The organism is Polynucleobacter sp. 30F-ANTBAC (assembly GCF_018882385.1).
Classification (GTDB): Bacteria; Pseudomonadota; Gammaproteobacteria; order Burkholderiales; family Burkholderiaceae; genus Polynucleobacter.
The window spans coordinates 72436-96329 of record NZ_JACVON010000001.1 but is presented as its reverse complement, the minus strand read 5'-3'; the positions used below and the strand labels follow the sequence as shown (position 1 = coordinate 96329).

Here is a 23894-nt window from a genome sequence, read left to right as displayed (position 1 = left end):
ATTTATTTTGACCACCTACTTAATGCTCATAACCCAAGTCTTATCGATCATGGGATTTGCTTGTTATGCTGCATCACTCACTCTGATCCAAGCAGAATGGCAACTGAGTAATTTTGAGTCTGGCTTTTTAGCGAGCAGCTTCTTTATTGGCTATGTCCTAATCGTTCCGCTAGCCACGACGCTCACAGACAAAGTAGATACCAGGCAGATTTACTTGCTAGGTGGCTTGGTCGCTAGCTTGGGTTTATTGGGCATGGGGCATTCTTCGACGGGCTTCCATGATGCCTGGATTTATCTCATGCTCCATGGAGCAGGTGTCTCAGCAACCTACATGCCAGGGTTGAAAATTATTTCTGATCGGGTTCATATTGGAGAAGTCAGCCGCCACATTTCTTTTTACACGGCATTCTTTGGCATTGGCGCAGCACTCTCTTACTTTGTATCCGGTATTTTGATTGAAGATTTTGGCTGGCGGGCTGCCTTCTTAACAACTGCCATTGGACCTGGATTAGGCGGCATTTTTGCTTGGCTCGGCACCCAACAACTCCCTCATGAAAAATCGCTCTTAGATGCGCAGTTTGAGTGGAAAGATATTTTCCCAATGGAGCGCTGGAAAAAAGTTTTGCAAGTGAAAGAGGCTTTCGCTTACATGCTGGGCTATTCGGCTCATACACTGGAGCTGTTTGCATCACGCAGTTGGCTGGTGGCATTTTTTGTTTATTGCGCCAGTATTGCCAGCCCTGAAAACACCTTTCCAATGACCGCCACCTTGATTGCAACTCTTATCAATTTAATTGGCGTCCCTGCTTCCATCATTGGCAACGAAATGGCTTTACGTATCGGCAGGCATCGCTGGGTTTTCTGGGTGATGATTGGTAGCGCTATGTCAGGTATCGCACTGGGCGCAGCCGTCAACTTGCACTGGAGCATCATCTTAGCCCTTGCACTGCTCCACTCTATTTTGATAATGGCTGACTCCGCCACATTAACTGCAGGTTTGGTCATGAGTGTTCCTCCAGAAATCAAAGGCAGTGCTATGGGGCTTCACTCGGTCATGGGGTTTGGCGGAGGCTTACTCGGGCCAGCTATTTTTGGCGCTACCCTCGATCTCAGTCGTGCTTTTCATCATGATGGCTGGACAGCCGCCTATGCATCCATCGTGATTTGGGGATTACTATTTGTTTTTTACACCCAATTCTATTTTTGGAAAACTAAAAGAAAGTCTAACTCATGATGCCCATGGATAAAACACACCCAGGTCTCTTCCCAATTGGAAGCCGATTGCAGCATAAGAAAACAGGTGGTTTTTACAAAGTGATTGGTTTAGCCAAGGTTGAAGCCACTTTAGAAATGGCCTACGTGTATTTATCTCATCAAACCAATGACTATTGGATTAGACCGCAAGAAGAGATGGAAGATGGCCGATTTGTTTTAGTAACTGAGTCAATCTCGTAATTATTTTTATGGTCTCTAGCTTGATTTAAAACTCAATTTCGAAGAAACAAATATACCGGCCACAATCAACAAAAATGCCAGACCATGAAAGATCTGTGGTGGCTCACCCAGCATGGCTGCTGACATCAAGGCTGTAAACAACGGAATCAAATTAGCAAAGAAAGAAGCAATCGCTGGCCCAATAGCACTTACACCTAGACCCCAACAACGGTAAGCAATGAGTGACGGTCCGATTGCGATAAACAACAGAATCAACACCGTTGAGAGACTGAGTTCAAAGTGAATCGTACCCGTAGCTACCTCACCAATAGAAAATAGAAGCGACCATATCAGCCCTGTTACAACTTGCGCCAACAAAAACTCTGCCCATGGCCACTCTCGCTCGCGACTATGCCCTGGATGACTGATCATCCAACTATAAAAAGCCCAAAAAATAGTGGCTATCACCATCAATACATCACCCAGAAATAATTCCAAGCCAAGTAAAACAGTCAAGTCACCTCGAGATAAAACCAATACCACTCCAAATAAGGAAACTACGGCGCCCAGTAGCTGACGTTTTTGTGGTGTTTGCGCATAAAAAATACCACCCACGATCAACATCCAAATCGGCATACTCGCGCCAATTAGCGTGAGGTTGATCGGTGTAGAAGTTTGTAAGGCGAGGTATAAAAGCGCGTTATAAGAACCCATACCCAAAAAACCCAACAAGATAAAACGTAACTTGTATTGCCAAATAGGTGCCGTTGGTTTGAAAACTTGCCAACCCAAAGGCAATAAGATAATGGCTGCCAATACCCAACGAATACTATTTAACAATAGCGGTGAAATCTCTCCCACAGCCAAGCGACCAACCACGGCATTACCCGCCCATAAGATGGTGGGCAAAATCAAATAAGAGATCGTTCGTAGATTGAGTTGAGTCATGGATGAGTTTTAATTCTTTTATTTATTTTATTTTCAGCAAGTTGGGCATCCTAGCATGACCCACGATCCAACTTCGATTATGCTTGAGTCTTATTGATTGAAAGACCCGTATGCCCAGCGATGAACGCATCACCAATATTGAAGTTAAATTAAGCTTCACGGAAGACTTAGTAGAAGAACTGAGTCAAACAGTCTATAAACAACAACAAAAAATTGATATGCTCATCAATGAAGTAAGAGCACTCAAACTACAAATGGCGAGTAACTCACCTGCAGATGGCAATAGTCCGCGTGATGAGTTACCCCCTCATTACTAAATAGATTGATTGTGATGTGTACTTGGGATTTACTTCCAGCGCTCACAGATAACTTCAATCGTGCCCTTGCCGTGGCTTAGCATCAGCTGACCATCCTGAATCGTTGCCTGAATCTGCATACTGCGTTCTGCCCATTTGGCTAGCTCTTGAGAGATCTCAGAAGGCACTCTGTAAACAGACAGCTTATCCATCCGAGTCAGTTTGTTCTGGATACCCTTCCACCATACCTCAGCGGCATGGTGATAGGCATACACAACAACCTTATCAGCTTTTGAGCAAGCTCGACTAATCGGTTTCTCTTCGGGTTGCCCCACTTCGACCCATAACCTGGTTTGGCCAGTGAAATCTTTTAACCACACATCCGGCTCATCAGGATCCGATAAGCCAGCACCAAATACCAATTGGCCATCACCATTACAAAGGTCATTCAGGAGATGGGCATTGAACGACAACGCCAACAAACGCATCATCATTCGCTCATCGGTCTCACTGGGATGTCGGGCCAGAGTTAAGCTATGGTCGGCATAATAGGAGTGATCAATATCAGCCACCGAGAGGTTAACTTTGAAAATGGTTGCTTTGGTAGCCATGTAGAGTTCTACTTTTCTGATGAATATGCAAGAGTCTGCGAAAATAGCATTATGAAGCAATCAAATATGCCCGAAGAAGAAGAAATTTACGAAAAGCCCAGTAAATCGGAAATTAAGCGCCGTTTAGAGGCTCGTCACAATCTTGCGGAGGAAATGAGCAAGATGACGCCCGATAAATGGAAACAAATGCCGATACCAGAGCGCTTGCTGGAAAGTTTATTAGAAACACCTAAGGTAAGGAGCCATGGGGGCATTCGTCGTCATATCGCTTATTTAGGTAAGATCATGGGAATGCTTCCGGAAGAGGAAGTTGAAGCCATGAAACAAGCTTTAATTAAATTGGTTGGCGTCAACAAAGCCAATAAGATGAAAATCTAAACGTCCTTAGGAGTTGAGCGTGCGAGTAACTAGTACTAGTTTTAATGATCAAGCTGTTATTCCAGGCGAGTTTGCTTTTGCCATTAAAGCTCCAGAAGCACACATCAGCTTATCCTCTAATAAAAATCCAGAGTTATCTTGGGGTGAGGCTCCTGCCGGTACCCGCTCATTTGCCATCATTTGCCATGATCGTGATGTGCCCAGCCAAGCGGATCAAGTCAACCAAGAGGGCCAGATTATTCCGGCGAGCCTACCTAGAGTTACGTTCTATCATTGGGTCCTTGTGAATATCCCTGCATCTACCCATCAGATTCTTGCTGGAACACACAGTGCAGCCGTAACACCCAGAGGCAAAACTACTAGTCAAAGTCCAATTGGTTTAGCCGGTATCAATGACTACACCTTATGGTTCAAAGGCGATGCAGAGATGGCAGGCAACTATTTTGGTTACGATGGCCCTTGCCCCCCTTGGAATGATGAAATCCCTCATCACTACGTTTTTACTGTCTACGCCCTATCCATTGAGCGTCTACCACTTTCAGGAGCATTTACGGGAGCTGAAGCGATGGAGGCCATGGCAAGTCATATTTTGGACAAAGCTACTATCACAGGCGTTTATAGCTTAAACCCTGCTGTTTCGCTGTAATCTGATTGCTTAGAACTTAACTCTTACTCAGCCTCAGCTAGCTCTGGACGAGGCTGTACCATCGCAGGTTTCGAGGTAGCTAATACAGCAACACCGACTAGAACAATAGCCATACCTATTAACTGCATCAAAGTCATGGTCTCTTGTAAAAAATACCAACCTAAGAAAACAGTGGCAACAGGCCCTACCATCCCCGCTTGAGAGGTCAGCCCTGGGCCAATCCGATTGACGGAAATCATCACCAGCAACATGGGTACAAACGTACAAAATGCCCCATTAAATAGGCTCAATTGGTAAACCTCAGCCGGCTGAGTCCATAAACTTGCAGGATCCAAGATTAAAGCCTGAGCGACACTCAAGATGGTGGAGGAGCCACTCGCAAAAGCAACTAAACGGATGCTCCCAACTCGCTTGACGATCTCGCCAGCAAAGATCAAATAAATGGCATAAGCAACTGCGCTTAAAAATACTAACAGCGCGCCCCAGGCAACCAATGAACCTTCCCAACGGATATCTTGCAGAAATACCAAAATCACGCCAGCATAGGCCAAACCCATGGCAACCCACTGTTTAGGCATGATCTTCTTTTTTAAGAAAACCAAGGCAATCAATAAAACGATGGTCGGGTTAAGGTAAAGGATGACCCTCTCCAAACCAACACTGATGTATTTCAAACCCAAGAAATCCAAATAACTGGAAAGGTAATAACCGATAAAACCCAAAAAAATCATGGTCAGCAAATCTTGACGACTAATAGGTGCCATCGGTCGCTGACGACTCTCCCAATAGACTGCCACCCAGAAAAATGGGAGGGAGAAAAACATCCTCAAAGCCAATACCGTTGCCGCATCAGCCCCATGCTGGTAGGCTAATTTAACAACAATGGCTTTGGCTGAGAACATAATTGATCCCAAACAAGCCAATGACAAGGAAATAAGTAAAAACTGTCTCGACACCTAATTAACCTCTAAAAATGGGGGGTCTTCATCATTCCCTAGTGTAAACGAGCGCAAAGTACTTAAACCGCCTAAAATACGCACCGTGAACGCACCTTTCAATCCTTTGCTGATCCCCAGCTCTCCCCGACTAGACTCTTACCCTAAATATTGGGCTGAGTGCTTCGGTACAGCCCCCTTCTTGCCAATGAGCCGAGAAGAAATGGATCAATTGGGTTGGGACAGTTGCGACATCATTATCGTGACGGGTGACGCTTATGTCGATCATCCAAGTTTTGGCATGGCCATTATCGGTCGTTTACTAGAAGCCCAAGGGTTTAGAGTTGGCATCATTGCTCAACCGGATTGGCAATCTGCAGATCCATTTAAGACGCTTGGACGTCCTAATTTATTTTATGGTGTGGCTGCCGGCAATATGGATTCGATGATCAACCGTTATACGGCAGATCGTAAAGTTCGAAGTGATGACGCTTACACACCTGGTGGTATCGGAGGCAAACGTCCGGATCGCTGTTCACTTGTCTACGCTCAGCGTTGTCGTGAGGCCTATCCAGAAGTACCTATTGTGATGGGTGGCATTGAAGCTTCTTTAAGACGCATTGCGCATTACGACTATTGGCAAGATAAAGTCCGTCGCTCCATTTTGATTGATGCCAAAGCGGATATTTTGCTCTACGGTAATGCGGAACGTGCCGTTGTTGAAATTGCTCACCGCCTAGCTAAAGGCGAAGCGATTGGTGACATTATTGATATCCGCGGCACTGCTTTTGTCAGAAGACATCCTGCCCCAGGCTTTACAGAAATTGATTCCAGCACAGTGGATGAACCAGGTGTGATCGATGCGCCAATCAATCCTTACCTAACACCTGATGAGCAAGCCAAAGAACAAGGTACAAGCTGTAAAAAGACTGATGGCACCTTAGAGGAGCCTGCCTCTATTGAAGCCCCAGCAGTTCAAGCAATTACAGTTGTTCCAAGCGCCAAGAAACGCTTGGAACGAGACACGACGGTGATTCGTTTACCAAGCTATGAAGCGGTTAAACGTGATCCTGTTTTGTATGCCCACGCCAATCGCGTGCTCCATTTAGAAACGAATCCAGGTAATGCACGTGCTTTAGTTCAGCAACATGGCGAAGGCGCCTCAATCAGAGACGTTTGGTTAAACCAGCCAGCAGTGCCTCTGACAACGGAGGAGATGGACTCTGTCTTTGATTTACCCTATGCCAGAGCACCACACCCTTCTTACGGTGATGCGAAGATCCCCGCTTGGGATATGATCCGTTTCTCAGTGAACATCATGCGCGGTTGTTTTGGTGGCTGTACCTTCTGTTCGATTACGGAGCACGAAGGTCGCATCATTCAGAACCGTTCATCGAACTCCATCATCAAAGAGATCGAAGATATCCGAGATAAAGTTCCTGGCTTTACAGGCATTATTTCTGACTTGGGCGGTCCTACCGCCAATATGTACCGCATTGCTTGTAAGTCGCGAGAGATTGAAGCACACTGCCGTAAACCATCTTGCGTTTACCCAGACATCTGCCCCAACCTCAATACAGACCACACACCTCTCATCCAGTTGTACCGTCGCGCAAGAGCATTGCCTGGTATTAAGAAGATTCTGATTGGCTCAGGCGTTCGTTATGACTTAGCTGTTAAAGCGCCTGCCTATATCAAAGAACTTGTATCGCACCACGTGGGTGGGTACTTAAAGATTGCCCCGGAACATACTGAGCAAGGTCCTTTATCCAAGATGATGAAGCCAGGCATGGGGGCTTATGACAAGTTCAAAGAATTATTTGATAAGTACTCTAAAGAAGCTGGCAAAGAACAATTCTTGATCCCCTACTTTATCGCTGCCCACCCAGGAACCAGCGATGAAGATATGATGCATCTAGCCATTTGGTTAAAGAAGAATGGTTTTAGAGCAGATCAAGTTCAGACCTTCTACCCATCCCCGATGGCAACTGCCACAGCGATGTATCACACCAATAAAAACCCACTACGCAAGGTGACACGCGATAGTGAAACCGTTGATATCGTCCGTGGTGAGAAACGTCGACGCCTGCATAAAGCATTTTTACGTTATCACGATGCGAATAATTGGCCGCTGCTTCGTGAAGCTCTGAAAAAAATGGGTCGTGCTGATTTAATCGGTAACGGCAAACACCATTTGATTCCGAACTACCAACCTAATACAGACGGTACGTATCAAAGTCCTCGTCGCAAGAACTCTTATCTTGGCAAATCTAGCCAAGCAGCAGAGGCGCATAATCCTCGTGATTTTTCAGTGCCACAAAAGCCTGTGCGTGGTCAGATACTAACCCAGCACACCGGCTTACCTCCGCGCGCGGGCACCAAAGCTGCAACACCAGGTGGCGGACGCCCCATGCGCAATGGCATCCAAGCCATTAAAGCAGCTCAAGGTCCTAGAAGTACTCAGGGCTCACAAGGAACGTCATCAAACTCTAGATCCCCTTCTGCACGAATCAATCCACGATCAAAGCCGGGCTTTAAAAAGTAAACTGTTTTGATGATGGCGACATAAGCCACCATCTTGATTTACGAAACTTCTGTTTTGGTTTCAGCCAATTGATTCTTGCGCTCAGCCCACTCTTTTTCTCGCTCTTTATTAACGCTAATCGTTGCGCGTAATAAAAAAGCACTGAATATAGCCAATAAAATAAATAAAAATAGTTGCACTGTGCTTCTATCAATTGTCATTTTTCTTCTCCAAAATATATGTTCCAAACTTAAATAGCAAAATCGTCACAATCAACAAAGCTATAAATTTAAAGATCAATACAAGTAAGTTCTCATCAGTCAAAAGCAAACTAAATGTTCCAATTGCTGATGACACTGATAGCGCATGGGCGTATCTTGAATAAGCATCTATTTGCTCTCTATTTAAACTTTTAATTCGGTTATTTAAGTAATTAATAAGCCTCCCCCTTTCTTTTTAAGGGAGGATTATATTCATTATATATTTTATAAGTAATTGCTTGATAGATCGATAGGGTCAATCTATCTAAATCTCATCTGAAATATGTAAGAGACTTACGCGACAGGTAAAAGTGTCTCAAGAATTTGGGTGTGCGGCACACCACTAACCTTCACGCGTTTGAGGCGACTGAGGTCACCCGCCAATAATTCAACCTGAGAACGATTGATTTTAAAAATCTTGGATAAGTAGGCGATCAATGCATCATTCGCTTTTCCTTCAACAGGCGGCGCTGCTAAACGAAGCTTTAAACGACCATCGTGCTCCCCTTGCACCTCTGTTTTCTTAGAACCAGGCTGGCAGTGAAAAGCAATGATGAAGGAAAGAGAGCTGGCATTATCTAACTTGAGCCAAACTGGAAGCTGGTCCGTTGACAGGACTTTGGTATCCATTACAAATAATTTTTGAGGAACGGAATGAGCAAGGCTCCTGCAATACCATGCAGTCCCATTGCTAGACTGGCATAAGTACCTGCTTCAGGATGAACAGCAAAGGCTCTGGAAGTACCGATACCGTGAGCAGCCACACCCATGGCAAAGCCACGCTGCCACCAAGCCTTCATCCCTAAGAAGTTCAAAATACTGCTGCCTAACATGGCACCCAATATGCCAGTGATAACCGCGAAAACAGCAGTCAATGTTGGAGAAACACCTAAACGCTCTGCCACACCCATGGCAATCGGCGCTGTCACTGATTTAGGATAGAACGCACCAATGATCGCTGCATCCGCCCCCATCAAGGTTGCAATACCTACGGCGCTAACAATGGAAACAACACCACCACATAACAAAGCAATCATGAGCGGGACAAGTCTGGTTTTAAGCACTGCAATACCACGGTAGATGGGTACTGCTAAAGAGACAGTCGCTGTACCCAATAAGAAATGCACAAACTGCGCCCCCTCGAAATATTTTTGATAAGGCATATCCACCAAGTTCAAAACAACAGCCACCACAATCACAGCAATCGCCACCGGATTAGCCAAAGGATATTTATCTGTCTTTTGATAGAGGTAGCTACCAATCTGGTAAGCCGTTAAAGTTAGGATCAAGGCGAATAAAGGGCTACCTGAAAGGTACACCCAGATCTCGGCGATGTGCAAGTTATTAGGATTCATCAGAATCCTTCTTGGCAAAGAAACGCACAATCAAAGCAGTCGTTGTGATCGTTAAAACAACACTAACAAGAAGTGCTGTCATCACAGCGAATGCATGTGCTTTTAATTGCGGTAGAAAAAGAATTACACCGACAGCAGCTGGTATAAATAAAACACCTAAATGCTGACTAAAAGCATCAGAGACCATGGCTAATGGCGCATTAACCTGACCTTTGATAATTAGAAACCCCAGCAACAAGATGAGACCTAAGACAGGGCCCGGCAAAATCGGCAAGAAAAAATGTGAGATCAACTCACCAACGCCTTGCCATAAAAGTATTTGAACCAATCCTGGAATCATTGCCTGACCTTTGTTACCTTAAGTTCGCTTTTCGTTCACTTTAATTACTCTGCGGAATCTCAACTAAATGTTGCTTGAATAAGTCTTTCTTAGCCACATAACCAGCTGCATTGGCCTTCATCCCAGCAAGTGCCTCAGGGGTTAACTCACGTACCACCTTGGCAGGCGAACCCAATATCAAAGAATTATCTGGAAAAACTTTGCCTTCAGTCACAACAGAACCCGCCCCCACCAAACAATTTTTACCGATCACAGCACGATTTAAAACAACAGCTTGGATGCCAATTAAAGATCCTTCGCCAATCGTGCAGCCGTGCAACATCGCTTGATGACCAATCGTGACATTATCAGCCACAGTAAGAGGACACCCCATATCGGTATGCATCACAGTACCTTCTTGGACATTACTACCCTTACCTAAAGTAATCGGCTCGTTATCACCTCGAATCACAACACCTGGCCAAACACTCACATCTTCACCCAAAATGACATCGCCAATAATGGTAGCTTCTTTAGCAACAAAAGCAGTTGAATGGATTTGCGGGATTTTGTCTTTGAACTGGTAAATGGTCATACTGAACTCCTGGTTTTATTGATACTCACTTCAATGAGTTAATCGTGAGGTTTCCAACGAATTGAATAAGAAGCAATGAGAACTTCAAACAACAATGAAATCAATGCAAAGATGAATGAAGCAATACCACTAACAAATGTATAAAGAACAAAGCTAGAAACTAATAACTTGCCAGATGAGGTTTCCGCAAAGAATAATTCCAGGACAGTTAAGCCAATCATAATGGCGCAAAGAACTAAGAAAATCATGGAAACATTAATGAAACGCCCTCTAGTCATGATGTTCTTCAACTCATCTTGATATGCCTCTTTGGCAGAATCTTTTAATGTGACTTGTGACATTTCTTTATGAATGACCCGAGCCCGGTCAATCACCCTCGCTAAACGCTGAGTTAAGGCGCCGATCATTCCCGCCACTGCGGTTAAAAGGAAAACAGGTGCAACCGCCAATTGAATGCTATCACTTAAGGTACCGGGGTTCATCATAAATAAACTTTAATCTAAAAAATTATTAAATGCTGTATCAAAATACTACCAAGGTAGCTCTTGACCATCGTATGCAAAAAATCCACCGGACTGATCGGGCTTTAAGCCATCTAAGGTTCGAAGCATTTCTTGAGTAGCTATTTGGGCATCTCTCGCATTGGTGCCAGAGCCGCCAGAAAATGGTTTGGATAATTCTGAAATAACTGTTCCAGGATGAATCGCCACCACTAAAGCATCAGGTTTCTGGCGCTTTAGCTCAATCGCAGCAGTTTTAATCAGCATATTGAGTGCTGCTTTGGATGCTCGATAAGAATACCAACCACCCAATCGATTATCACCAATACTACCCACCTTGGCAGAGATAAAACCCATTAAGCCATGGTTAGTTAACAACGGTAAAAAGTACTTCAACAACAAGGCAGGACCAAGGGTATTAACTGCAAAAGTCTCTTGAAGGATACTCATATCAATATCTGCCAAACGTTTCTCAGGCATCAGGTTTTCACCGTGCAAAATGCCTGTTGAAACCAAGATCAAATCAAATGGTCCCTCCAGTTGTAGCGTGTGCGCTGCAAATTGAAGCGAGACCTCATCCTTCAGATCAATGGTGAGGCCAAATTCATTAGGCTCACTGCGAGATAACTGAATAACCTTCTCGCAATTTTTATCACCTTCTAGATCTTTGACAAAAGCAGCACCGATTGCGCCACTGGCGCCGATGATCAAGGCTTTGTAAGAGCTATTAAAGCGCTTCATCAACACCTTAGAAGGTTCCTGGATACAAAATATCTTTTGTCACATTTTGAATATCGCGATGACCTGTGAAAGCCATCGTGATATCAAGCTCCTTGTGGATGATTTCAAGGCATTTGGTGACACCGGCCTCACCCATCGCACCCAAGCCATGCAAGAATGGACGACCAATCAACGTACCACGTGCTCCTAAGGCCCAAGCCTTCAAGACATCTTGACCAGAACGAATACCGCCATCCATCCAAACCTCAATCTCACGACCTACAGCATTCACAATACCCGGCAATGCATGAATACTTGAGACAGCACCATCCAATTGACGACCACCATGATTGGATACGATCAATGCATCTGCCCCTGATTCAACGGCTAAGCGTGCATCACCCTCATCCATGATGCCTTTAATAATCAGCTTTCCACCCCAGAGATCTTTGATCCACTGCACATCATCCCAGCTTAAGGCTGGATCAAACTGTTCAGCAGTCCATGATGACAAAGAAGACATATCACCAACACCAGAAGCATGACCAACAATATTTCTAAAAGATCTTCTCTGCGTCCCCAACATCCCCATACACCAACGAGGCTTGGTCATCATATTGATAATGTTTGGAATCGTGAGCTTAGGAGGTGCTGTTAAGCCATTTTTAATATCTTTGTGACGCTGCCCTAGGATTTGCAAATCCAAGGTTAATACCAAAGCAGAGCATTTGGCGTTTTTCGCCCGCTGAATCAAACGCTCGATAAAGCCACGATCCTTCATGACATATAACTGAAACCAAAAAGGTGCTGTGGTGTTTTCAGCAACGTCTTCAATTGAGCAAATGCTCATTGTTGAAAGACAGAATGGCACGCCAAATTTCTCAGCGGCTTTCGCTGCCAAAATCTCACCATCCGCATGCTGCATTCCGGTTAAACCGGTTGGAGCCAATCCCACTGGCATGAATACATCTTGACCCACCATCTTGGTCTTGGTGGTTCGGTTCTCCATATTGACCGCTACTTTTTGACGGAGTTTGATTTTTTGGAAGTCCGTTTCATTCGAGCGATACGTTGACTCGGTCCAAGATCCAGAATCGGCATAGTCATAAAACATCTTGGGAGTACGCTTCTTGTGCAACACCCGTAAGTCTTCAATATTGGTAATCACTGGCATCTTTTTCTCCTCAGTTAACCAAAGTTCGACAAGCTTGTATTGATCCAGCCAAGAGCCTGTAAAATCTTTAATTAGTATTATTTTTATCCATTATATGTATACCTGACCCAGCATGGCAAAACCCCTTACTTTAGAAAAAATTCTGTTTAGCCAAGGCTTTGGCACCCGTCGCTACTGTAGTGACTTGGTCTATGCTGACTTGGTTAAAGTGAACGGGGTTTTAGCGGAGGATCCTGAAGAAAAAATGGTTCCGGAGAATCTGCTTTTAACGGTAGATGGCCAAGACTGGGAGTTCCACGAAAAAGCGTATATTGCCTTCAACAAGCCCACTGGCTATGAATGCTCCCATAAAACAAGCCATCATCCCAGTATTTATGGATTATTACCCCAACCGCTCGTGGAGCGTGGCATTCAGTGTGTCGGTCGACTCGATTACGACACCACCGGCTTAATCTTGATGTCTGATGACGGTCAATTTATCCACAAAATGACCACCCCAAAGAAGAATATTGGCAAGATCTACCAAATCACAACATCTGAGCCAATTAGCACCAAACAGATGGACCACCTCTTAGGTGGCGTAGTGCTCGATGATGATCCCGCTCCCTGTTTTGCAAAGGCTTGTGAGCAACTGGGTGACCACCTTTTAGCGATGACCATTGTGGAAGGTCGCTACCATCAAGTAAAACGCATGATGGCGGCGGTTGGTAATCACGTTGCTGGCTTGCATCGCACCACCATTGGTGACTATGTCATGCCTGATGATTTGGCTGAAGGCGAATGGCGCTGGCTTTATCAAGAAGACCTAGCTCAACTCGGCAAAAGCATCCCAGGCTAAATAACGGTGTTTTTTGTAATTTATTTGAGTTAAATCAAAGCACCTCCCCTCCTTCTCCCCTAAAGTGAGACCAAATAAGGGGGAAATGATGCTGAACGAACTTTTTGGGTCTTTCGCAGGTCAATTAAGCCTTGCGATTATTCTATTTATGATCATCGCAAGCTACATTGCAGTTAAGACACTTCTAAAGAAAATGGCTGAAACTCAAGATTAATTGAGTGACACTTATGAGATAAGGCTGACCCATCACAGGTCAGCCTTATTTTTTTGTCTAACGAATGGATGCTTGAACTTAACCAGACGCCTTACTTCACCAGCTCCAAGGCCGACTTAAAGTCAGGGTGCTCGCAACTTCTGATGAGTTCAAAGATAGCCATCTCTGTCGTCACCAATTCAGCACCGTTACCCGCTAAGCGATCAAAGGCTGCATCACGACTGGCCTCTGTACGAGAACTGCATGCATCCGTCACCACCCACACATCAAATTCCTCTTCTAATAAACCTAACGCTGTTTGCAATAAGCACACGTGTGCTTCACAACCTGCGATGAGAACTGTATTGCGCTCTTCTTGACCTTCTTGTTTACGCTGAATATGTTTTGGCAAACTGCGCGCATTACCCATCGGCTTAGCAGGCGCTCTTAGCAACTCAACGAGACCATCGTCACAAGCACCAAAATGCATTTTAGAAAGGGTTTTTTGACAATACGCCTTCAGAGTCGCATCGTTAGAACCCAATTTTTCAGGGTTTTGTTCAGTACCAAATATAGGTAGATCCAACATCTTAGATATTTTTGCTAAACGAATCGCATTGGCTAAAGCTTGTTCACCTTGGTGAATCACCGGCATCAATTTAGCCTGATAATCAACCAAAACCAATTGGGTATCTTCTGCTGAAAGTAAGATCGACATAACTATTTATTCTCTCTATTAGGGATATATGTTATTTTCATCTAAATATTAAACATAGGAGTCATTATTTTGATGCTTGCATTTTTAGTCATCATACCTTTGATCGCTTTTAGCTTTTATATTTACGCCATTAAGAAAACTTTGGCAGTCATTACGCCATCGTGTCGAACTCAAAAACCGGCCATGGCTTGGCTGCTCCTGATCCCTATTTTTAATGTGATTTGGTTCTTTTTCTTACTTCAAGCGATTCGACAAGGCTTTGATGCCATGCTTCAAAAGAATCTGATCCACAACCCCATTGACTCGGGATACCACTATGGCATTGCCATGGGTTGCTGCTGGGCCGCCTCATTTATCCCCGGGCTATTTTTTATTGCCGTACTCCCCATGTTTGTTTTTTCCATTTTGCATTGGACTAAATTGACCAATGCTCGCGCTCAAATCCCCAACGACACCGGAAATATAGAAAACTAAAACTTAAGGTTTCTTAAGATAAATTTGTGCACGCAAAGATCATCTCCAACTGAACGCCATCGTTACCCTGATAAACGTTCACCCACTCTTGAACTGATAGGCTTTTTCAAGCCAAACTCCCAATGCATTGGCTAAATCTTTTTTGCTAAACGAGCAACTCTCTTCTGTAAACAAAGAAGACGATTCAATCCTTGATAAAACTTGATCAAGAGCATCTTGATACTTTTGTGGCAATTGCCATTCCTTGCACAATGATCTGAAGTTTTCAATAAGCTGGGCACTATCTTGCTCCGCCCTTACCCAAGCCTTTAGCTGCTCTTGATATGCTGTTAGTTGTATCATGAACCCTTTTGGTTAAATGCTTGCAAAGCGTCTTCATATTCTTGGTGAAGTAGAGTCATCAATTCGCTGACAGGCATAGCGCGAGATTTTGCAAAGGCTTGACCAACCCATAAACTTTGATAATCCGACTGATCATTTTCAGTAGCCCAACGCCTCATGGCACCGGTCATCGTATTTTGAATCGGAAACGGTAAAACAGCTTTACCTTGCATCTGCTCAATAAATTGATTTTGAATACCTTGCGCCCATCGACCTGAGAATGCTTTGGTAAATACGGCTTTTTTGTCACGATGCTCAAGAATCACGCGACGGTGTGCCGAGCTAGCACCTGATTCGTGAGCCACAAGGAAAGCAGTTCCCATTTGAGCAGCCACAGCACCCCATTGCATCGCTTGATAAACATCATGACCATGCATGATCCCCCCAGCAGCAATCATAGGTAAATGGATATGATCTTTTAAATCCGCCATCAAGTCTTTTAATGTTTTCTTCTGATCAGGTGGGAAATGAGGATCCATCTGAAAAGTCCCGCGATGACCCCCCGCTTCAATACCTTGTACAACAATAAAGTCAGCGCCCCTCTTTTGAATATCCAAAGCTTCAGCAAGAGATGTCGCTGTCACCCCCACGGCTATGCCTAGAGAATGGGCTTTATCTACCACTGCAGAACTGGGCAAGCCAAAATGGAAACTCAATACCTCTGGACGCTCGATCCAAATAGGCTCCAACATGGCATCTAAATTAGGAATAAAAGGTTGCTTGGGTAATTCAGCAAAAATGCCAAGAGGACTCAAAATATCATTAAGATCCCTTAACGCCGATTCACATTCGGATGCTGACGGCAAAAAAGATTCTTGAAAGACAAAAAAGTTGGCTTGAATTCTGCTGCTTGGAACTTGCTTGATCAAAGCCTTGGTTGCCTGAAGATCCGCCTGAATTTTTTCAGGACTGGAATAAGCAAACCCAAAACTACCCAAACCACCGGCGTTTGAAACACCAGCGACCAGCTTGGGTAAGTTAATACCTCCTGCCATGGGCGCTTGAACAACAGGTATCGAGAGATCAGAAAATTGAAACATACCTAAGCATAACCGCTTGCGCATATTTTTTCAGAAGACTATTTTGCTACCCTCAAATGAATAAAGGCTTCCTTGCGGAAGCCTTTAAAGTGAGCATTAAAGCTTAAATCAGAATGATTTAAGCTTTCACCGTATCAGCTACATCACTGAAATCTTTGATTTGGTCAAAGTTCATATATTTGTAAATCTCACCGCTACTTGCATTGAGAACACCAATATCAGACATGTACTCTTCTTTCGTTGGGATTCTGCCTAACTTAGAACAAATAGAAGCCAACTCTGCTGAACCAAGATACACAAAGGTGTTTTTACCCAAGCGATTCGGGAAGTTGCGAGTTGATGTTGACATCACCGTAGCACCTTCACGAACTTGCGCTTGGTTACCCATACAGAGTGAGCAACCTGGCATTTCCATACGAGCACCGGCACTACCTAGAACACCATAGTGGCCCTCTTCAGTCAATTGCTTGGCATCCATTTTCGTTGGAGGAGCAACCCATAGCTTCACAGGAATATCACGCTTGCCTTCGAGCAACTTAGACGCTGCACGGAAGTGACCGATATTCGTCATGCAAGAACCGATAAAGACTTCATCAATCTTCGCACCAGAAACTTCAGACAAGGTCTTCACATCATCTGGGTCATTCGGGCAAGCCACAATCGGCTCATGAACATCGGCTAGATCAATCTCAATCACTGCTGCGTATTCTGCATCAGCATCACCTTTTAATAGATCAGGTTTTGCTAACCATGCTTCCATGGCTTGGATACGACGAGCCAAAGTACGTGCGTCAGAGTAACCATTCGCAATCATCCACTTCATTAAAGTAATGTTGCTCGTCATGTATTCAATGATCGGCTCTTTATTCAAATGAACTGTACAACCAGCTGCTGATCGCTCAGCAGAAGCGTCAGACAACTCAAATGCCTGCTCTACTTTTAGCTCCGGCAAACCTTCGATTTCTAGAATACGTCCTGAGAAAATGTTTTTCTTACCCTTCTTCTCAACCGTTAACAAACCTTGCTTAATTGCATACAAAGGAATCGCATTCACTAAATCACGCAATGTCACGCCAGGCTGCATCTTGCCTTTGAATCTAACCAATACAGACTCTGGCATATCAAGAGGCATCACACCTGTAGCAGCAGCAAAAGCGACTAAACCTGAACCTGCTGGGAATGAAATACCAATTGGGAAACGTGTATGAGAGTCGCCACCTGTACCAACTGTATCTGGCAACAATAAACGGTTCAACCATGAGTGGATCACACCGTCACCTGGGCGCAAAGCAACACCACCACGAGTGCTAATAAAATCAGGCAACTCATGGTGCATCTTCACATCTACTGGCTTTGGATAAGCAGCCGTATGACAGAAAGATTGCATCACCATATCCGATGAGAAACCTAAACATGCTAAATCCTTCAACTCATCACGAGTCATAGGACCTGTCGTATCTTGAGACCCGACGGTTGTCATCTTAGGCTCACAGTATGTGCCAGGACGAACGCCTTGACCTTCAGGCAAACCACATGCGCGACCAACCATCTTCTGCGCCAATGAGAAACCTTTACCAGAATTAGCTGGATTAGTTGGCAAGCGGAACAAAGTTGAAACCGGTAAGCCTAGTGCTTCACGTGCTTTAGCTGTCAAACCGCGACCAATGATCAAAGGGATACGACCGCCGGCACGAACTTCATCAAACAAAACATCAGACTTCACTTTGAATTCTGAAATCACTTTGCCATCTTTAAGTGCTTGACCATCATAAGGACGCAATTCAATCACGTCACCCATGTTCATGCTGTTCACATCTAACTCAATCGGTAATGCACCCGCATCTTCCATCGTGTTGTAGAAAATCGGAGCAATTTTGCTACCCAAACAAACACCACCAAAACGCTTGTTTGGCACATAAGGAATATCTTCACCGGTGAACCAAAGCACCGAATTAGTAGCTGACTTACGTGATGAACCTGTACCAACGACATCACCCACATAAGCAACCAAGTTACCCTTAGCTTGCAAAGCTGCCAACTGTTTGATCGGACCAATCTTGCCCGCCTCTTGAGGCTCAATGCCTTCGCGAGGGTTTTTAAGCATCGCCAATGCGTGCAAAGGAATATCTGGACGACTCCAAGCATCTGGTGCTGGTGAGAGGTCATCTGTATTGGTTTCGCCTGTCACTTTGAATACCGTTAAGGTGAGGCTCTTCGGCACTTCTGGACGGCTTGTAAACCATTCAGCATCTGCCCAGCTCTGTAATACAGCTTTAGCATTGGCGTTACCCTTGTCAGCCAATTCTTTAACATCATGGAATTGATCAAACATCAAAAGTGTCTTTTTAAGACCTTCAGCAGCGATTCCACCAACAGCAGCATCACCCAATAAATCAATTAGAGGGGAAATGTTGTAACCACCGAGCATCGTGCCTAACAATTGAGTGGCTGTTTCACGGCTAATCAATGGTGTTTTTTCTTTGCCTAATGCAACTGCTGCAAGGTAGGAGGCCTTTACTTTGGCCGCATCATCAACACCAGCAGGAACACGGTAAGTAATTAACTCAACTAAAGTGGCTTCTTCACCCTTTGGTGGATTTTTAAGTAATTCAATCAACTCACCTGTCTGCTGCGCAGACAATGGTAGTGGTGGAATACCCAATGCAGCGCGTTCAGCAACGTGTTCACGGTAGGCTTTCAACATGGTCTTTTCCCTCTCTTTAAAGACAATTAAATCGATCAATATTTCAAGACTTATATCTTATATAAGACTTGAAAAACTGGCAAGCCAGAAGCTGACTTTTCAACTAAATTAGCGTAAATTCCTCTCATCCGCCTGACAAAACTCAGATAAATAAAATAAGCTTTTAAATCAATGATGTAAAGTAACGACTTATGAAGAAAACAGACCTTTACAAAAATGCAGGATTGGCAGTAGCCAACCAGATGAAGAATTCAGCCCCAAAACCAAAAGGAAACGCAAAAAACGGTCCTGAAAATGGCAAAAAGTTGAATCCCCTCCTCGCTTCTTTACTCAAAAAACCTGAGTAAAGCATCAAAAGGCCAGGCTAGAGATACCTAGAGCCTTTTTTAGAGGGCATTTAGAGCTCTAATTGAGCTTTTATGTCTGCAGGCCAAGAAGCTGCTTTTTGTGCTTTAAAGTCCACCCAAACAATCGTAGCTCCAGAAGTTGCATAGATCGTGTCCGGATCTGTTGTGAGTGACATGACATTGAATGTATCTAAACCTACCCGAGTTGGGTTTGTAATATAAGTCTTCACCAATAAATCAGCAGGGTACTCAATTTGCTTGGTGAAGTTACAAAAAGCATTCACAACCACGACACCTTGGTCTTTTTTAGAAAAAGACAAACCCAAGCTATCCAACCAATTAATGCGAGCTTGCTCGATGTATCGAAAGTACACCGCATTGTTCACATGCCCAAATGCATCCATATCTCCCCACCGTATGGGGATAATAGATTCATGAACGAATTTCTTATCTTCTGGGATCGGGATACGCATAGTTAAGTTCAATTAGTGATTTTTGGATAAATCTTAAACGCTTGCTTTATCAATCTTGAACCAAGCCGCATACATGGCAGGCAACACCAATAGAGTTAGTGCAGTCGCCACAATCAGTCCACCCATGATGGCGATGGCCATAGGTCCCCAAAAAACACTCCTTGACAGAGGGATCATCGCAAGAACAGCAGCTGCGGCTGTCAAGATAATTGGTCGATAGCGAGTTACGCATGCCTGAATAATCGCATCTCTTGCTGCAAGCCCAGCAGAACGACCCTGCTCAATTTGATCAATCAAAATAACGGAGTTACGCATGATCATGCCCATTAGCGCAATAAAGCCCAGAAGAGCAACGAATCCAAATGGCTTATTAAATAGGAGCAGAGTCAGTGCAACGCCTGATATACCTAAAGGTGCTGTCAGGATAACTAGGAATGCTCGAGAATTACTCTTTAACTGAAAGACCAATAATGTAAAAGTAATAAATAACATAATTGGCATGCCAGCATTAATTGAATTCTGACCACGGGAACTTTCCTCAATTGAACCACCGAGAGTCAAACCATAACCAGGCGGCAATTCATTAATCAGAGGCTCAAATTGCTTCATTAGAGCTGCTGTTGCAGTTGGCCCCTGAATACCTGGCTGAACATCTGCTTGAACTGTAATAGCATATTCACGATTTTCACGCCACACGGTGGCAGGCTCCCAAATAACTTTAACCTGAGCAATTCGACCCAACGGTATAGCCTGACCATTAACACTAGCCAACATGGTGTCATTTAAATCGCTGACTTGATCACGCTCAGATTTGGGCAATCGTAAAATAATGGGGGCCAATAAGTCACCTTCACGATACTGACCAACTGTGACACCTCCAAAATGGCTTGATAATGTTTGCGCAATGACTTGCGGAGGAATACCCAACTCCCTAGCCTTTGCTGCATCCACATCAATCCTAGCCACAGGTTGACTCTGATTCCAATTATCATTAACACCATTTAACAAATCAGATTGACGCATAAGCTGTAAAAATTTATCAGCATGCAGCCTTAATAATTCCGCATCACTTCCAGTCAATCTAAACTGCACAGGATAACTAACCGGAGGTCCATTGGGCAGTAACTTGACACGCAACCTTGCCTCCGGAGCAACATCCTCCAACAGCCTAGGCAATTCAGCATTCAATCGCGTTCTCTCATTTAAATCGGAAATAATCACTATTTGAGCTGCATTTGATCGTGGAAAAATAATATCAAGCGGAAAGAAGAATCGAGGAGCTCCATTGCCAATCCAGGAGGTTACAGTTAGAACACCTTTTTGCTCTAAGATTTTAGATTCGATATTTTTAACGGCTTTTTCTGTAGCCTCAAAACTAGCGCCCTCAGTTAAAAAAACATCAACCAATATTTCTGGCCTAGATGAGTCAGGGAAAAATTGCTGCTGAACATACCCCATCCCGATAACACCTAAAACAAAGGAAGTTATTGCAGCCAGTATGGCTTTACGGTGGTGGTCTATACACCAAGCGATAACTTTTCTAAAGCGATTATAAAAAATGGTGTTATAGCTCTCATGTTCCGCATGTTTAGCAGTTAAAGTTTCAGGTTTTTTTAGTATCAAGAAACCTAGATAAGGTACAAATATGACTGAGACAAACCAAGAAACAATTAAAGCAACTGCAGTTACCGCAAATATGGCAAAGGTATATTCGCCTACAGCAGATTTTGCAATTCCAATTGGCAAAAAACCAACCGCTGTAATTAACGTACCAGTCAACATCGGCATGGCTGTTAGTCGATATGCAGATGTAACAGCACTCACACGATCATAACCCTCCTCGAGTTTGCGAACCATCATCTCAACAACGATAATGGCATCATCTACTAGCAAACCTAAAGCAATAATGAGGGATCCCAAAGATATTTTATGAAGGCCAACGCCAGACAAATACATGACCAAAAATGTTACAGACATTACCAAGGGTATGCTAATAGCAACAACCAAGCCCGGTCTTGGATCGATTCTCCAAGGGTGTCGGTGTAAACCAAGAGCCAGTAAGCTCACAATAAGAACAATAATAAGCGCTTCAATCAGCGTTATTAAAAACTCTCTAACTGAACCAGCTACTACTTTCGGTTGATTTTGTATCAAAGATAAAGTTACTCCCGCCGGCAAATCATTCTCGATAAGCTGACTAACTTGATCTAAAGACTTACCCAATTGCACAATATCTCCACCACGAGCCATTGATATGCCAAGAGCAACTAATTCTTCACCTTGAAACCTAACTTTGCTCTGTGCTGGATCAACAACGCCTTTACGAACCTCTGCAATATCACCTAGACGAATCGAAGCACCTGATGGAGAACGCAGCGGCATAGCTTTAACATCAGCAATATTTTCAAAAGGGCCGCCAACTCGAATAGGCATGGAAAATGAGCGAGTCTCCAGATTGCCACCGGCTTCAATAGTGTTTTGCTGATTTAATTGCTGAGCAACCGCAACTGGTGTCAATGAATACTGCGCCATCTTTTTACGAGAGAGCTCAACATAAACTTGCTCTTCTTGCAGGCCATAAATATTAACTTTTCCAACATCTTTTACTTGTAAAAGTCTTTGCCTTACAAAAGTTGTGAAATCTCGTACCTCAGAAGCCGAATATCCTTTAGCCGACATGGCATAAATGACGCCGTATGTATCTCCAAAATCATCATCAAAATACGGGCCGTTGACCCCAATTGGTAAATACGATTTTGAATCAGCTATTTTTTTTCGAACTGTATAAAATAAATTAGGGATATCTTTGGATGGTGCACTATCTTTAATAAAGAAAATAATCATAGACTCGCCTGGGTGCGAGAAGCTACGAATTTTGTCCACATTAGGAACTTCTTGCAAAGTTCTCTCGATCTTATTAGTGACCTGTTCTGCAACTTGAACAGCAGTTGCACCAGGCCAAAGTGTACGAACCACCATTGCCCTGAACGTAAATGGTGGATCTTCGTCTTGCCCTAATTGAAAATACGCTGCAATACCTAAAACCAGCAAAGCAATCATTAAATAACGAGTAATTGCAGCGTTTTTAATGGCCCAAAGAGAGAGATTGAAACGGTCTGACTGGTCTGAGCTCATCAATCAACCTTTGCAATAAGGCCAATTCGCACTTTTTGACCGACTGTTAAAGCATGCCAACCAGTCGCAACAATTAAATCACCTGCCTTAAGCCCATCTACAACCTCAGCTCGCGAGTCGTCAACAGATTTCACACTGAGCTTAACTAGTTCGAGCGTACCCAACTGTTGAGAGCCTTCAATTAATTTAACGCGATAAACCGATACTCCATCACTATGAATCGACTCTGAGGGGATCTGAAATGCTCCTGATTTAGAGTTGGCTGAGCTTGATGCCTGAGTCGATTGATTTTTCACTTGGGCAGCCAATTTTATTTTTGCAACAGGTTGCTGAGCCATAACCTGCTGACCTATCTGAAAATCAAGCTTAATTAGCGTTCCAGATTCAATCGCACGCAGTGTTACAAAGCCTAACTGCTCCATAGTTGACTCAAATTTTGCACGGGCAAGCTCTATCGTTGCAATACGTTTCCCATATTCAGAGGCAGATATAAAATTCTTTTCTCTTAATTCTGTATATCTTTTGAAATCAGCCTCAGAGGACTGAATCTCTGCGCGAGCAGCTCTATAACTTGTCAACGCTGAAGACTCAGACATCGACATGCTGCTGGGCATCAACCGACCCAAAGCTTGACCCGCAACAACTTCAGAACCAATTTTCGCCAAGACTTCAATCACCTTGCCACCGGCATCAAAACCAAGATTCTCAGAACTCTTCAGTTCTTTATTGCTATCCACCAAGGATTTTGAATTAATAGCGTCTTGACCAACAACAAAAATCTTAACTTGACGTGGCAACGGCTCTTTGACCCCCTCTTTCCCGCAAGCAGCAAGAGCTAATGCAAATAAAATAGTGGTCAGAAATTTAGTGGTATGAATTAAGCGCATCTCATGATT

The 23894-nt window shown here is 43.9% G+C and carries 28 protein-coding genes; 10 read left to right on the top strand and 18 right to left on the bottom strand.

The genetic code is table 11. From position 1 onward, the window contains the following. Window positions 1-7: 7 nt before the first annotated feature. Window positions 8-1234 carry a nitrate/nitrite transporter gene (locus tag ICN28_RS00550; RefSeq protein WP_255536066.1) on the top strand — a complete coding sequence of 409 codons (1227 nt, stop codon included), beginning with the start codon at window positions 8-10 and terminating at the stop codon, window positions 1232-1234. Beyond that, entirely contained in the window at window positions 1231-1455 is a 225-nt protein-coding gene (locus tag ICN28_RS00545; RefSeq protein WP_216285418.1) for a hypothetical protein, read from the top strand. The genes ICN28_RS00550 and ICN28_RS00545 overlap by 4 nt, the downstream gene beginning before the upstream one ends. A 15-nt stretch (window positions 1456-1470) precedes the next feature. On the opposite strand, the gene ICN28_RS00540 is transcribed toward ICN28_RS00545, so the two are convergent. Beyond that, window positions 1471-2382, bottom strand: coding sequence for a DMT family transporter (locus ICN28_RS00540; RefSeq protein WP_216285416.1), 912 nt, complete (start codon window positions 2380-2382; stop codon window positions 1471-1473). A gap of 110 nt (window positions 2383-2492) precedes the next feature. Here ICN28_RS00540 and ICN28_RS00535 point away from each other — a divergent pair, with 110 nt between their 5' ends. Next, complete coding sequence (locus ICN28_RS00535) at window positions 2493-2699, top strand: SlyX family protein (protein WP_216285414.1); 207 nt, start codon at window positions 2493-2495, stop codon at window positions 2697-2699. A gap of 29 nt (window positions 2700-2728) precedes the next feature. Here ICN28_RS00535 and ICN28_RS00530 read toward each other — a convergent pair whose 3' ends face one another. Then, entirely contained in the window at window positions 2729-3289 is a 561-nt protein-coding gene (locus tag ICN28_RS00530; protein ID WP_216285412.1) for a YaeQ family protein, read from the bottom strand. Window positions 3290-3340: 51 nt separating this feature from the next. Between ICN28_RS00530 and ICN28_RS00525 the strand changes: the two genes are divergently transcribed. Further along, entirely contained in the window at window positions 3341-3667 is a 327-nt protein-coding gene (locus ICN28_RS00525) for a DUF615 domain-containing protein (protein WP_216285410.1), read from the top strand. Window positions 3668-3686: 19 nt separating this feature from the next. Beyond that, on the top strand, window positions 3687-4313 hold the full coding sequence (locus ICN28_RS00520) for a YbhB/YbcL family Raf kinase inhibitor-like protein (protein WP_216285408.1): 627 nt from the start codon (window positions 3687-3689) through the stop codon (window positions 4311-4313). A gap of 23 nt (window positions 4314-4336) precedes the next feature. On the opposite strand, the gene ICN28_RS00515 is transcribed toward ICN28_RS00520, so the two are convergent. Then, the gene (locus ICN28_RS00515) at window positions 4337-5269 is read right to left on the bottom strand and encodes a DMT family transporter (protein ID WP_370626424.1); all 933 of its coding nucleotides are present in this window, start codon (window positions 5267-5269) and stop codon (window positions 4337-4339) included. A gap of 85 nt (window positions 5270-5354) precedes the next feature. Here ICN28_RS00515 and ICN28_RS00510 point away from each other — a divergent pair, with 85 nt between their 5' ends. Then, window positions 5355-7793, top strand: coding sequence for a YgiQ family radical SAM protein (locus ICN28_RS00510; protein ID WP_370626423.1), 2439 nt, complete (start codon window positions 5355-5357; stop codon window positions 7791-7793). 38 nt (window positions 7794-7831) lie between these two features. Here the strand turns inward: ICN28_RS00510 and ICN28_RS00505 are convergent, their stop codons facing one another. The 8 genes from ICN28_RS00505 to ICN28_RS00470 form a co-directional block, all read right to left on the bottom strand. Next, a complete protein-coding gene (locus ICN28_RS00505) occupies window positions 7832-7993 on the bottom strand; it encodes a hypothetical protein (protein WP_216285407.1) in 162 nt (53 codons plus the stop codon). Window positions 7994-8326: 333 nt separating this feature from the next. Continuing rightward, window positions 8327-8662, bottom strand: a complete 336-nt coding sequence (locus ICN28_RS00500) for a DUF167 domain-containing protein (protein ID WP_216285406.1) — start codon at window positions 8660-8662, stop codon at window positions 8327-8329. Beyond that, complete coding sequence (locus ICN28_RS00495) at window positions 8662-9387, bottom strand: LrgB family protein (protein ID WP_216285405.1); 726 nt, start codon at window positions 9385-9387, stop codon at window positions 8662-8664. Before ICN28_RS00495 ends, ICN28_RS00500 begins: the two co-directional genes overlap by 1 nt. Beyond that, on the bottom strand, window positions 9377-9727 hold the full coding sequence (locus ICN28_RS00490; RefSeq protein ID WP_216285404.1) for a CidA/LrgA family protein: 351 nt from the start codon (window positions 9725-9727) through the stop codon (window positions 9377-9379). The genes ICN28_RS00495 and ICN28_RS00490 overlap by 11 nt, the downstream gene beginning before the upstream one ends. A gap of 40 nt (window positions 9728-9767) precedes the next feature. Further along, window positions 9768-10301 (bottom strand): gamma carbonic anhydrase family protein, encoded by a 534-nt coding sequence (locus ICN28_RS00485; RefSeq protein WP_216285403.1) that lies wholly within the window; start codon window positions 10299-10301, stop codon window positions 9768-9770. 38 nt (window positions 10302-10339) lie between these two features. Then, entirely contained in the window at window positions 10340-10786 is a 447-nt protein-coding gene (locus tag ICN28_RS00480; RefSeq protein WP_216285402.1) for a DUF2721 domain-containing protein, read from the bottom strand. A gap of 45 nt (window positions 10787-10831) precedes the next feature. Then, the gene (locus tag ICN28_RS00475) at window positions 10832-11542 is read right to left on the bottom strand and encodes an SDR family NAD(P)-dependent oxidoreductase (protein ID WP_216285400.1); all 711 of its coding nucleotides are present in this window, start codon (window positions 11540-11542) and stop codon (window positions 10832-10834) included. A 7-nt stretch (window positions 11543-11549) separates the two neighbouring features. Further along, window positions 11550-12695, bottom strand: coding sequence for an alpha-hydroxy acid oxidase (locus tag ICN28_RS00470; protein ID WP_216285398.1), 1146 nt, complete (start codon window positions 12693-12695; stop codon window positions 11550-11552). Between the two features lie 112 nt (window positions 12696-12807). Between ICN28_RS00470 and ICN28_RS00465 the strand changes: the two genes are divergently transcribed. Both ICN28_RS00465 and ICN28_RS09520 read left to right on the top strand, forming a co-directional pair. After that, the gene (locus tag ICN28_RS00465; protein ID WP_216285396.1) at window positions 12808-13533 is read left to right on the top strand and encodes a pseudouridine synthase; all 726 of its coding nucleotides are present in this window, start codon (window positions 12808-12810) and stop codon (window positions 13531-13533) included. Between the two features lie 85 nt (window positions 13534-13618). After that, complete coding sequence (locus tag ICN28_RS09520; protein WP_255536065.1) at window positions 13619-13747, top strand: hypothetical protein; 129 nt, start codon at window positions 13619-13621, stop codon at window positions 13745-13747. Between the two features lie 91 nt (window positions 13748-13838). Here the strand turns inward: ICN28_RS09520 and ICN28_RS00460 are convergent, their stop codons facing one another. Next, entirely contained in the window at window positions 13839-14438 is a 600-nt protein-coding gene (locus ICN28_RS00460) for an isochorismatase family protein (protein WP_216286787.1), read from the bottom strand. A gap of 78 nt (window positions 14439-14516) precedes the next feature. On the opposite strand from ICN28_RS00460, the gene ICN28_RS00455 reads away from it, so the two are divergent. Continuing rightward, window positions 14517-14918 (top strand): hypothetical protein, encoded by a 402-nt coding sequence (locus tag ICN28_RS00455; RefSeq protein WP_216285395.1) that lies wholly within the window; start codon window positions 14517-14519, stop codon window positions 14916-14918. 78 nt (window positions 14919-14996) lie between these two features. Here the strand turns inward: ICN28_RS00455 and ICN28_RS00450 are convergent, their stop codons facing one another. From ICN28_RS00450 to acnB, 3 genes are all read right to left on the bottom strand, one after another. Beyond that, on the bottom strand, window positions 14997-15260 hold the full coding sequence (locus ICN28_RS00450) for a hypothetical protein (RefSeq protein WP_216285394.1): 264 nt from the start codon (window positions 15258-15260) through the stop codon (window positions 14997-14999). Beyond that, complete coding sequence (locus ICN28_RS00445) at window positions 15257-16339, bottom strand: nitronate monooxygenase family protein (RefSeq protein ID WP_216285393.1); 1083 nt, start codon at window positions 16337-16339, stop codon at window positions 15257-15259. Before ICN28_RS00445 ends, ICN28_RS00450 begins: the two co-directional genes overlap by 4 nt. Window positions 16340-16457: 118 nt before the next feature. After that, a complete protein-coding gene (gene acnB / locus ICN28_RS00440; RefSeq protein ID WP_216285392.1) occupies window positions 16458-19043 on the bottom strand; it encodes a bifunctional aconitate hydratase 2/2-methylisocitrate dehydratase in 2586 nt (861 codons plus the stop codon). Between the two features lie 191 nt (window positions 19044-19234). Here acnB and ICN28_RS00435 point away from each other — a divergent pair, with 191 nt between their 5' ends. Then, the gene (locus ICN28_RS00435; protein ID WP_216285391.1) at window positions 19235-19390 is read left to right on the top strand and encodes a hypothetical protein; all 156 of its coding nucleotides are present in this window, start codon (window positions 19235-19237) and stop codon (window positions 19388-19390) included. 50 nt (window positions 19391-19440) lie between these two features. Here the strand turns inward: ICN28_RS00435 and ICN28_RS00430 are convergent, their stop codons facing one another. Genes ICN28_RS00430 through ICN28_RS00420 form a run of 3 tightly spaced genes read right to left on the bottom strand, consistent with a single transcriptional unit; the run spans window position 19441 to window position 23885 of the window. After that, complete coding sequence (locus tag ICN28_RS00430) at window positions 19441-19863, bottom strand: thioesterase family protein (protein WP_216285390.1); 423 nt, start codon at window positions 19861-19863, stop codon at window positions 19441-19443. 33 nt (window positions 19864-19896) lie between these two features. Then, window positions 19897-22998 carry an efflux RND transporter permease subunit gene (locus ICN28_RS00425; protein ID WP_216285389.1) on the bottom strand — a complete coding sequence of 1034 codons (3102 nt, stop codon included), beginning with the start codon at window positions 22996-22998 and terminating at the stop codon, window positions 19897-19899. Further along, window positions 22998-23885, bottom strand: a complete 888-nt coding sequence (locus ICN28_RS00420) for an efflux RND transporter periplasmic adaptor subunit (RefSeq protein ID WP_216285387.1) — start codon at window positions 23883-23885, stop codon at window positions 22998-23000. Before ICN28_RS00420 ends, ICN28_RS00425 begins: the two co-directional genes overlap by 1 nt. Window positions 23886-23894 lie beyond the last annotated feature (9 nt).

Excerpts from the sequence above, each read along its gene's own strand:
- ICN28_RS00540 (WP_216285416.1), bottom strand. The coding sequence starts at position 2,382 with ATGACTCAACTCAATCTACGAACGATCTCTTATTTGATTTTGCCCACC.
- ICN28_RS00425 (WP_216285389.1), bottom strand. The coding sequence starts at position 22,998 with ATGAGCTCAGACCAGTCAGACCGTTTCAATCTCTCTCTTTGGGCCATT.
- ICN28_RS00455 (WP_216285395.1), top strand. The coding sequence starts at position 14,517 with ATGCTTGCATTTTTAGTCATCATACCTTTGATCGCTTTTAGCTTTTAT.
- ICN28_RS00495 (WP_216285405.1), bottom strand. The coding sequence starts at position 9,387 with ATGAATCCTAATAACTTGCACATCGCCGAGATCTGGGTGTACCTTTCA.
- ICN28_RS00470 (WP_216285398.1), bottom strand. The coding sequence starts at position 12,695 with ATGCCAGTGATTACCAATATTGAAGACTTACGGGTGTTGCACAAGAAG.
- ICN28_RS00485 (WP_216285403.1), bottom strand. The coding sequence starts at position 10,301 with ATGACCATTTACCAGTTCAAAGACAAAATCCCGCAAATCCATTCAACT.
- ICN28_RS00420 (WP_216285387.1), bottom strand. The coding sequence starts at position 23,885 with ATGCGCTTAATTCATACCACTAAATTTCTGACCACTATTTTATTTGCA.
- ICN28_RS00430 (WP_216285390.1), bottom strand. The coding sequence starts at position 19,863 with ATGCGTATCCCGATCCCAGAAGATAAGAAATTCGTTCATGAATCTATT.
- ICN28_RS00475 (WP_216285400.1), bottom strand. The coding sequence starts at position 11,542 with ATGAAGCGCTTTAATAGCTCTTACAAAGCCTTGATCATCGGCGCCAGT.
- ICN28_RS00525 (WP_216285410.1), top strand. The coding sequence starts at position 3,341 with ATGAAGCAATCAAATATGCCCGAAGAAGAAGAAATTTACGAAAAGCCC.
- ICN28_RS00450 (WP_216285394.1), bottom strand. The coding sequence starts at position 15,260 with ATGATACAACTAACAGCATATCAAGAGCAGCTAAAGGCTTGGGTAAGG.
- ICN28_RS00505 (WP_216285407.1), bottom strand. The coding sequence starts at position 7,993 with ATGACAATTGATAGAAGCACAGTGCAACTATTTTTATTTATTTTATTG.
- ICN28_RS00480 (WP_216285402.1), bottom strand. The coding sequence starts at position 10,786 with ATGATGAACCCCGGTACCTTAAGTGATAGCATTCAATTGGCGGTTGCA.
- ICN28_RS00490 (WP_216285404.1), bottom strand. The coding sequence starts at position 9,727 with ATGATTCCAGGATTGGTTCAAATACTTTTATGGCAAGGCGTTGGTGAG.
- acnB (WP_216285392.1), bottom strand. The coding sequence starts at position 19,043 with ATGTTGAAAGCCTACCGTGAACACGTTGCTGAACGCGCTGCATTGGGT.
- ICN28_RS00535 (WP_216285414.1), top strand. The coding sequence starts at position 2,493 with ATGCCCAGCGATGAACGCATCACCAATATTGAAGTTAAATTAAGCTTC.
- ICN28_RS00435 (WP_216285391.1), top strand. The coding sequence starts at position 19,235 with ATGAAGAAAACAGACCTTTACAAAAATGCAGGATTGGCAGTAGCCAAC.
- ICN28_RS00500 (WP_216285406.1), bottom strand. The coding sequence starts at position 8,662 with ATGGATACCAAAGTCCTGTCAACGGACCAGCTTCCAGTTTGGCTCAAG.
- ICN28_RS09520 (WP_255536065.1), top strand. The coding sequence starts at position 13,619 with ATGATGCTGAACGAACTTTTTGGGTCTTTCGCAGGTCAATTAAGCCTT.
- ICN28_RS00465 (WP_216285396.1), top strand. The coding sequence starts at position 12,808 with ATGGCAAAACCCCTTACTTTAGAAAAAATTCTGTTTAGCCAAGGCTTT.
- ICN28_RS00545 (WP_216285418.1), top strand. The coding sequence starts at position 1,231 with ATGATGCCCATGGATAAAACACACCCAGGTCTCTTCCCAATTGGAAGC.
- ICN28_RS00445 (WP_216285393.1), bottom strand. The coding sequence starts at position 16,339 with ATGTTTCAATTTTCTGATCTCTCGATACCTGTTGTTCAAGCGCCCATG.
- ICN28_RS00530 (WP_216285412.1), bottom strand. The coding sequence starts at position 3,289 with ATGGCTACCAAAGCAACCATTTTCAAAGTTAACCTCTCGGTGGCTGAT.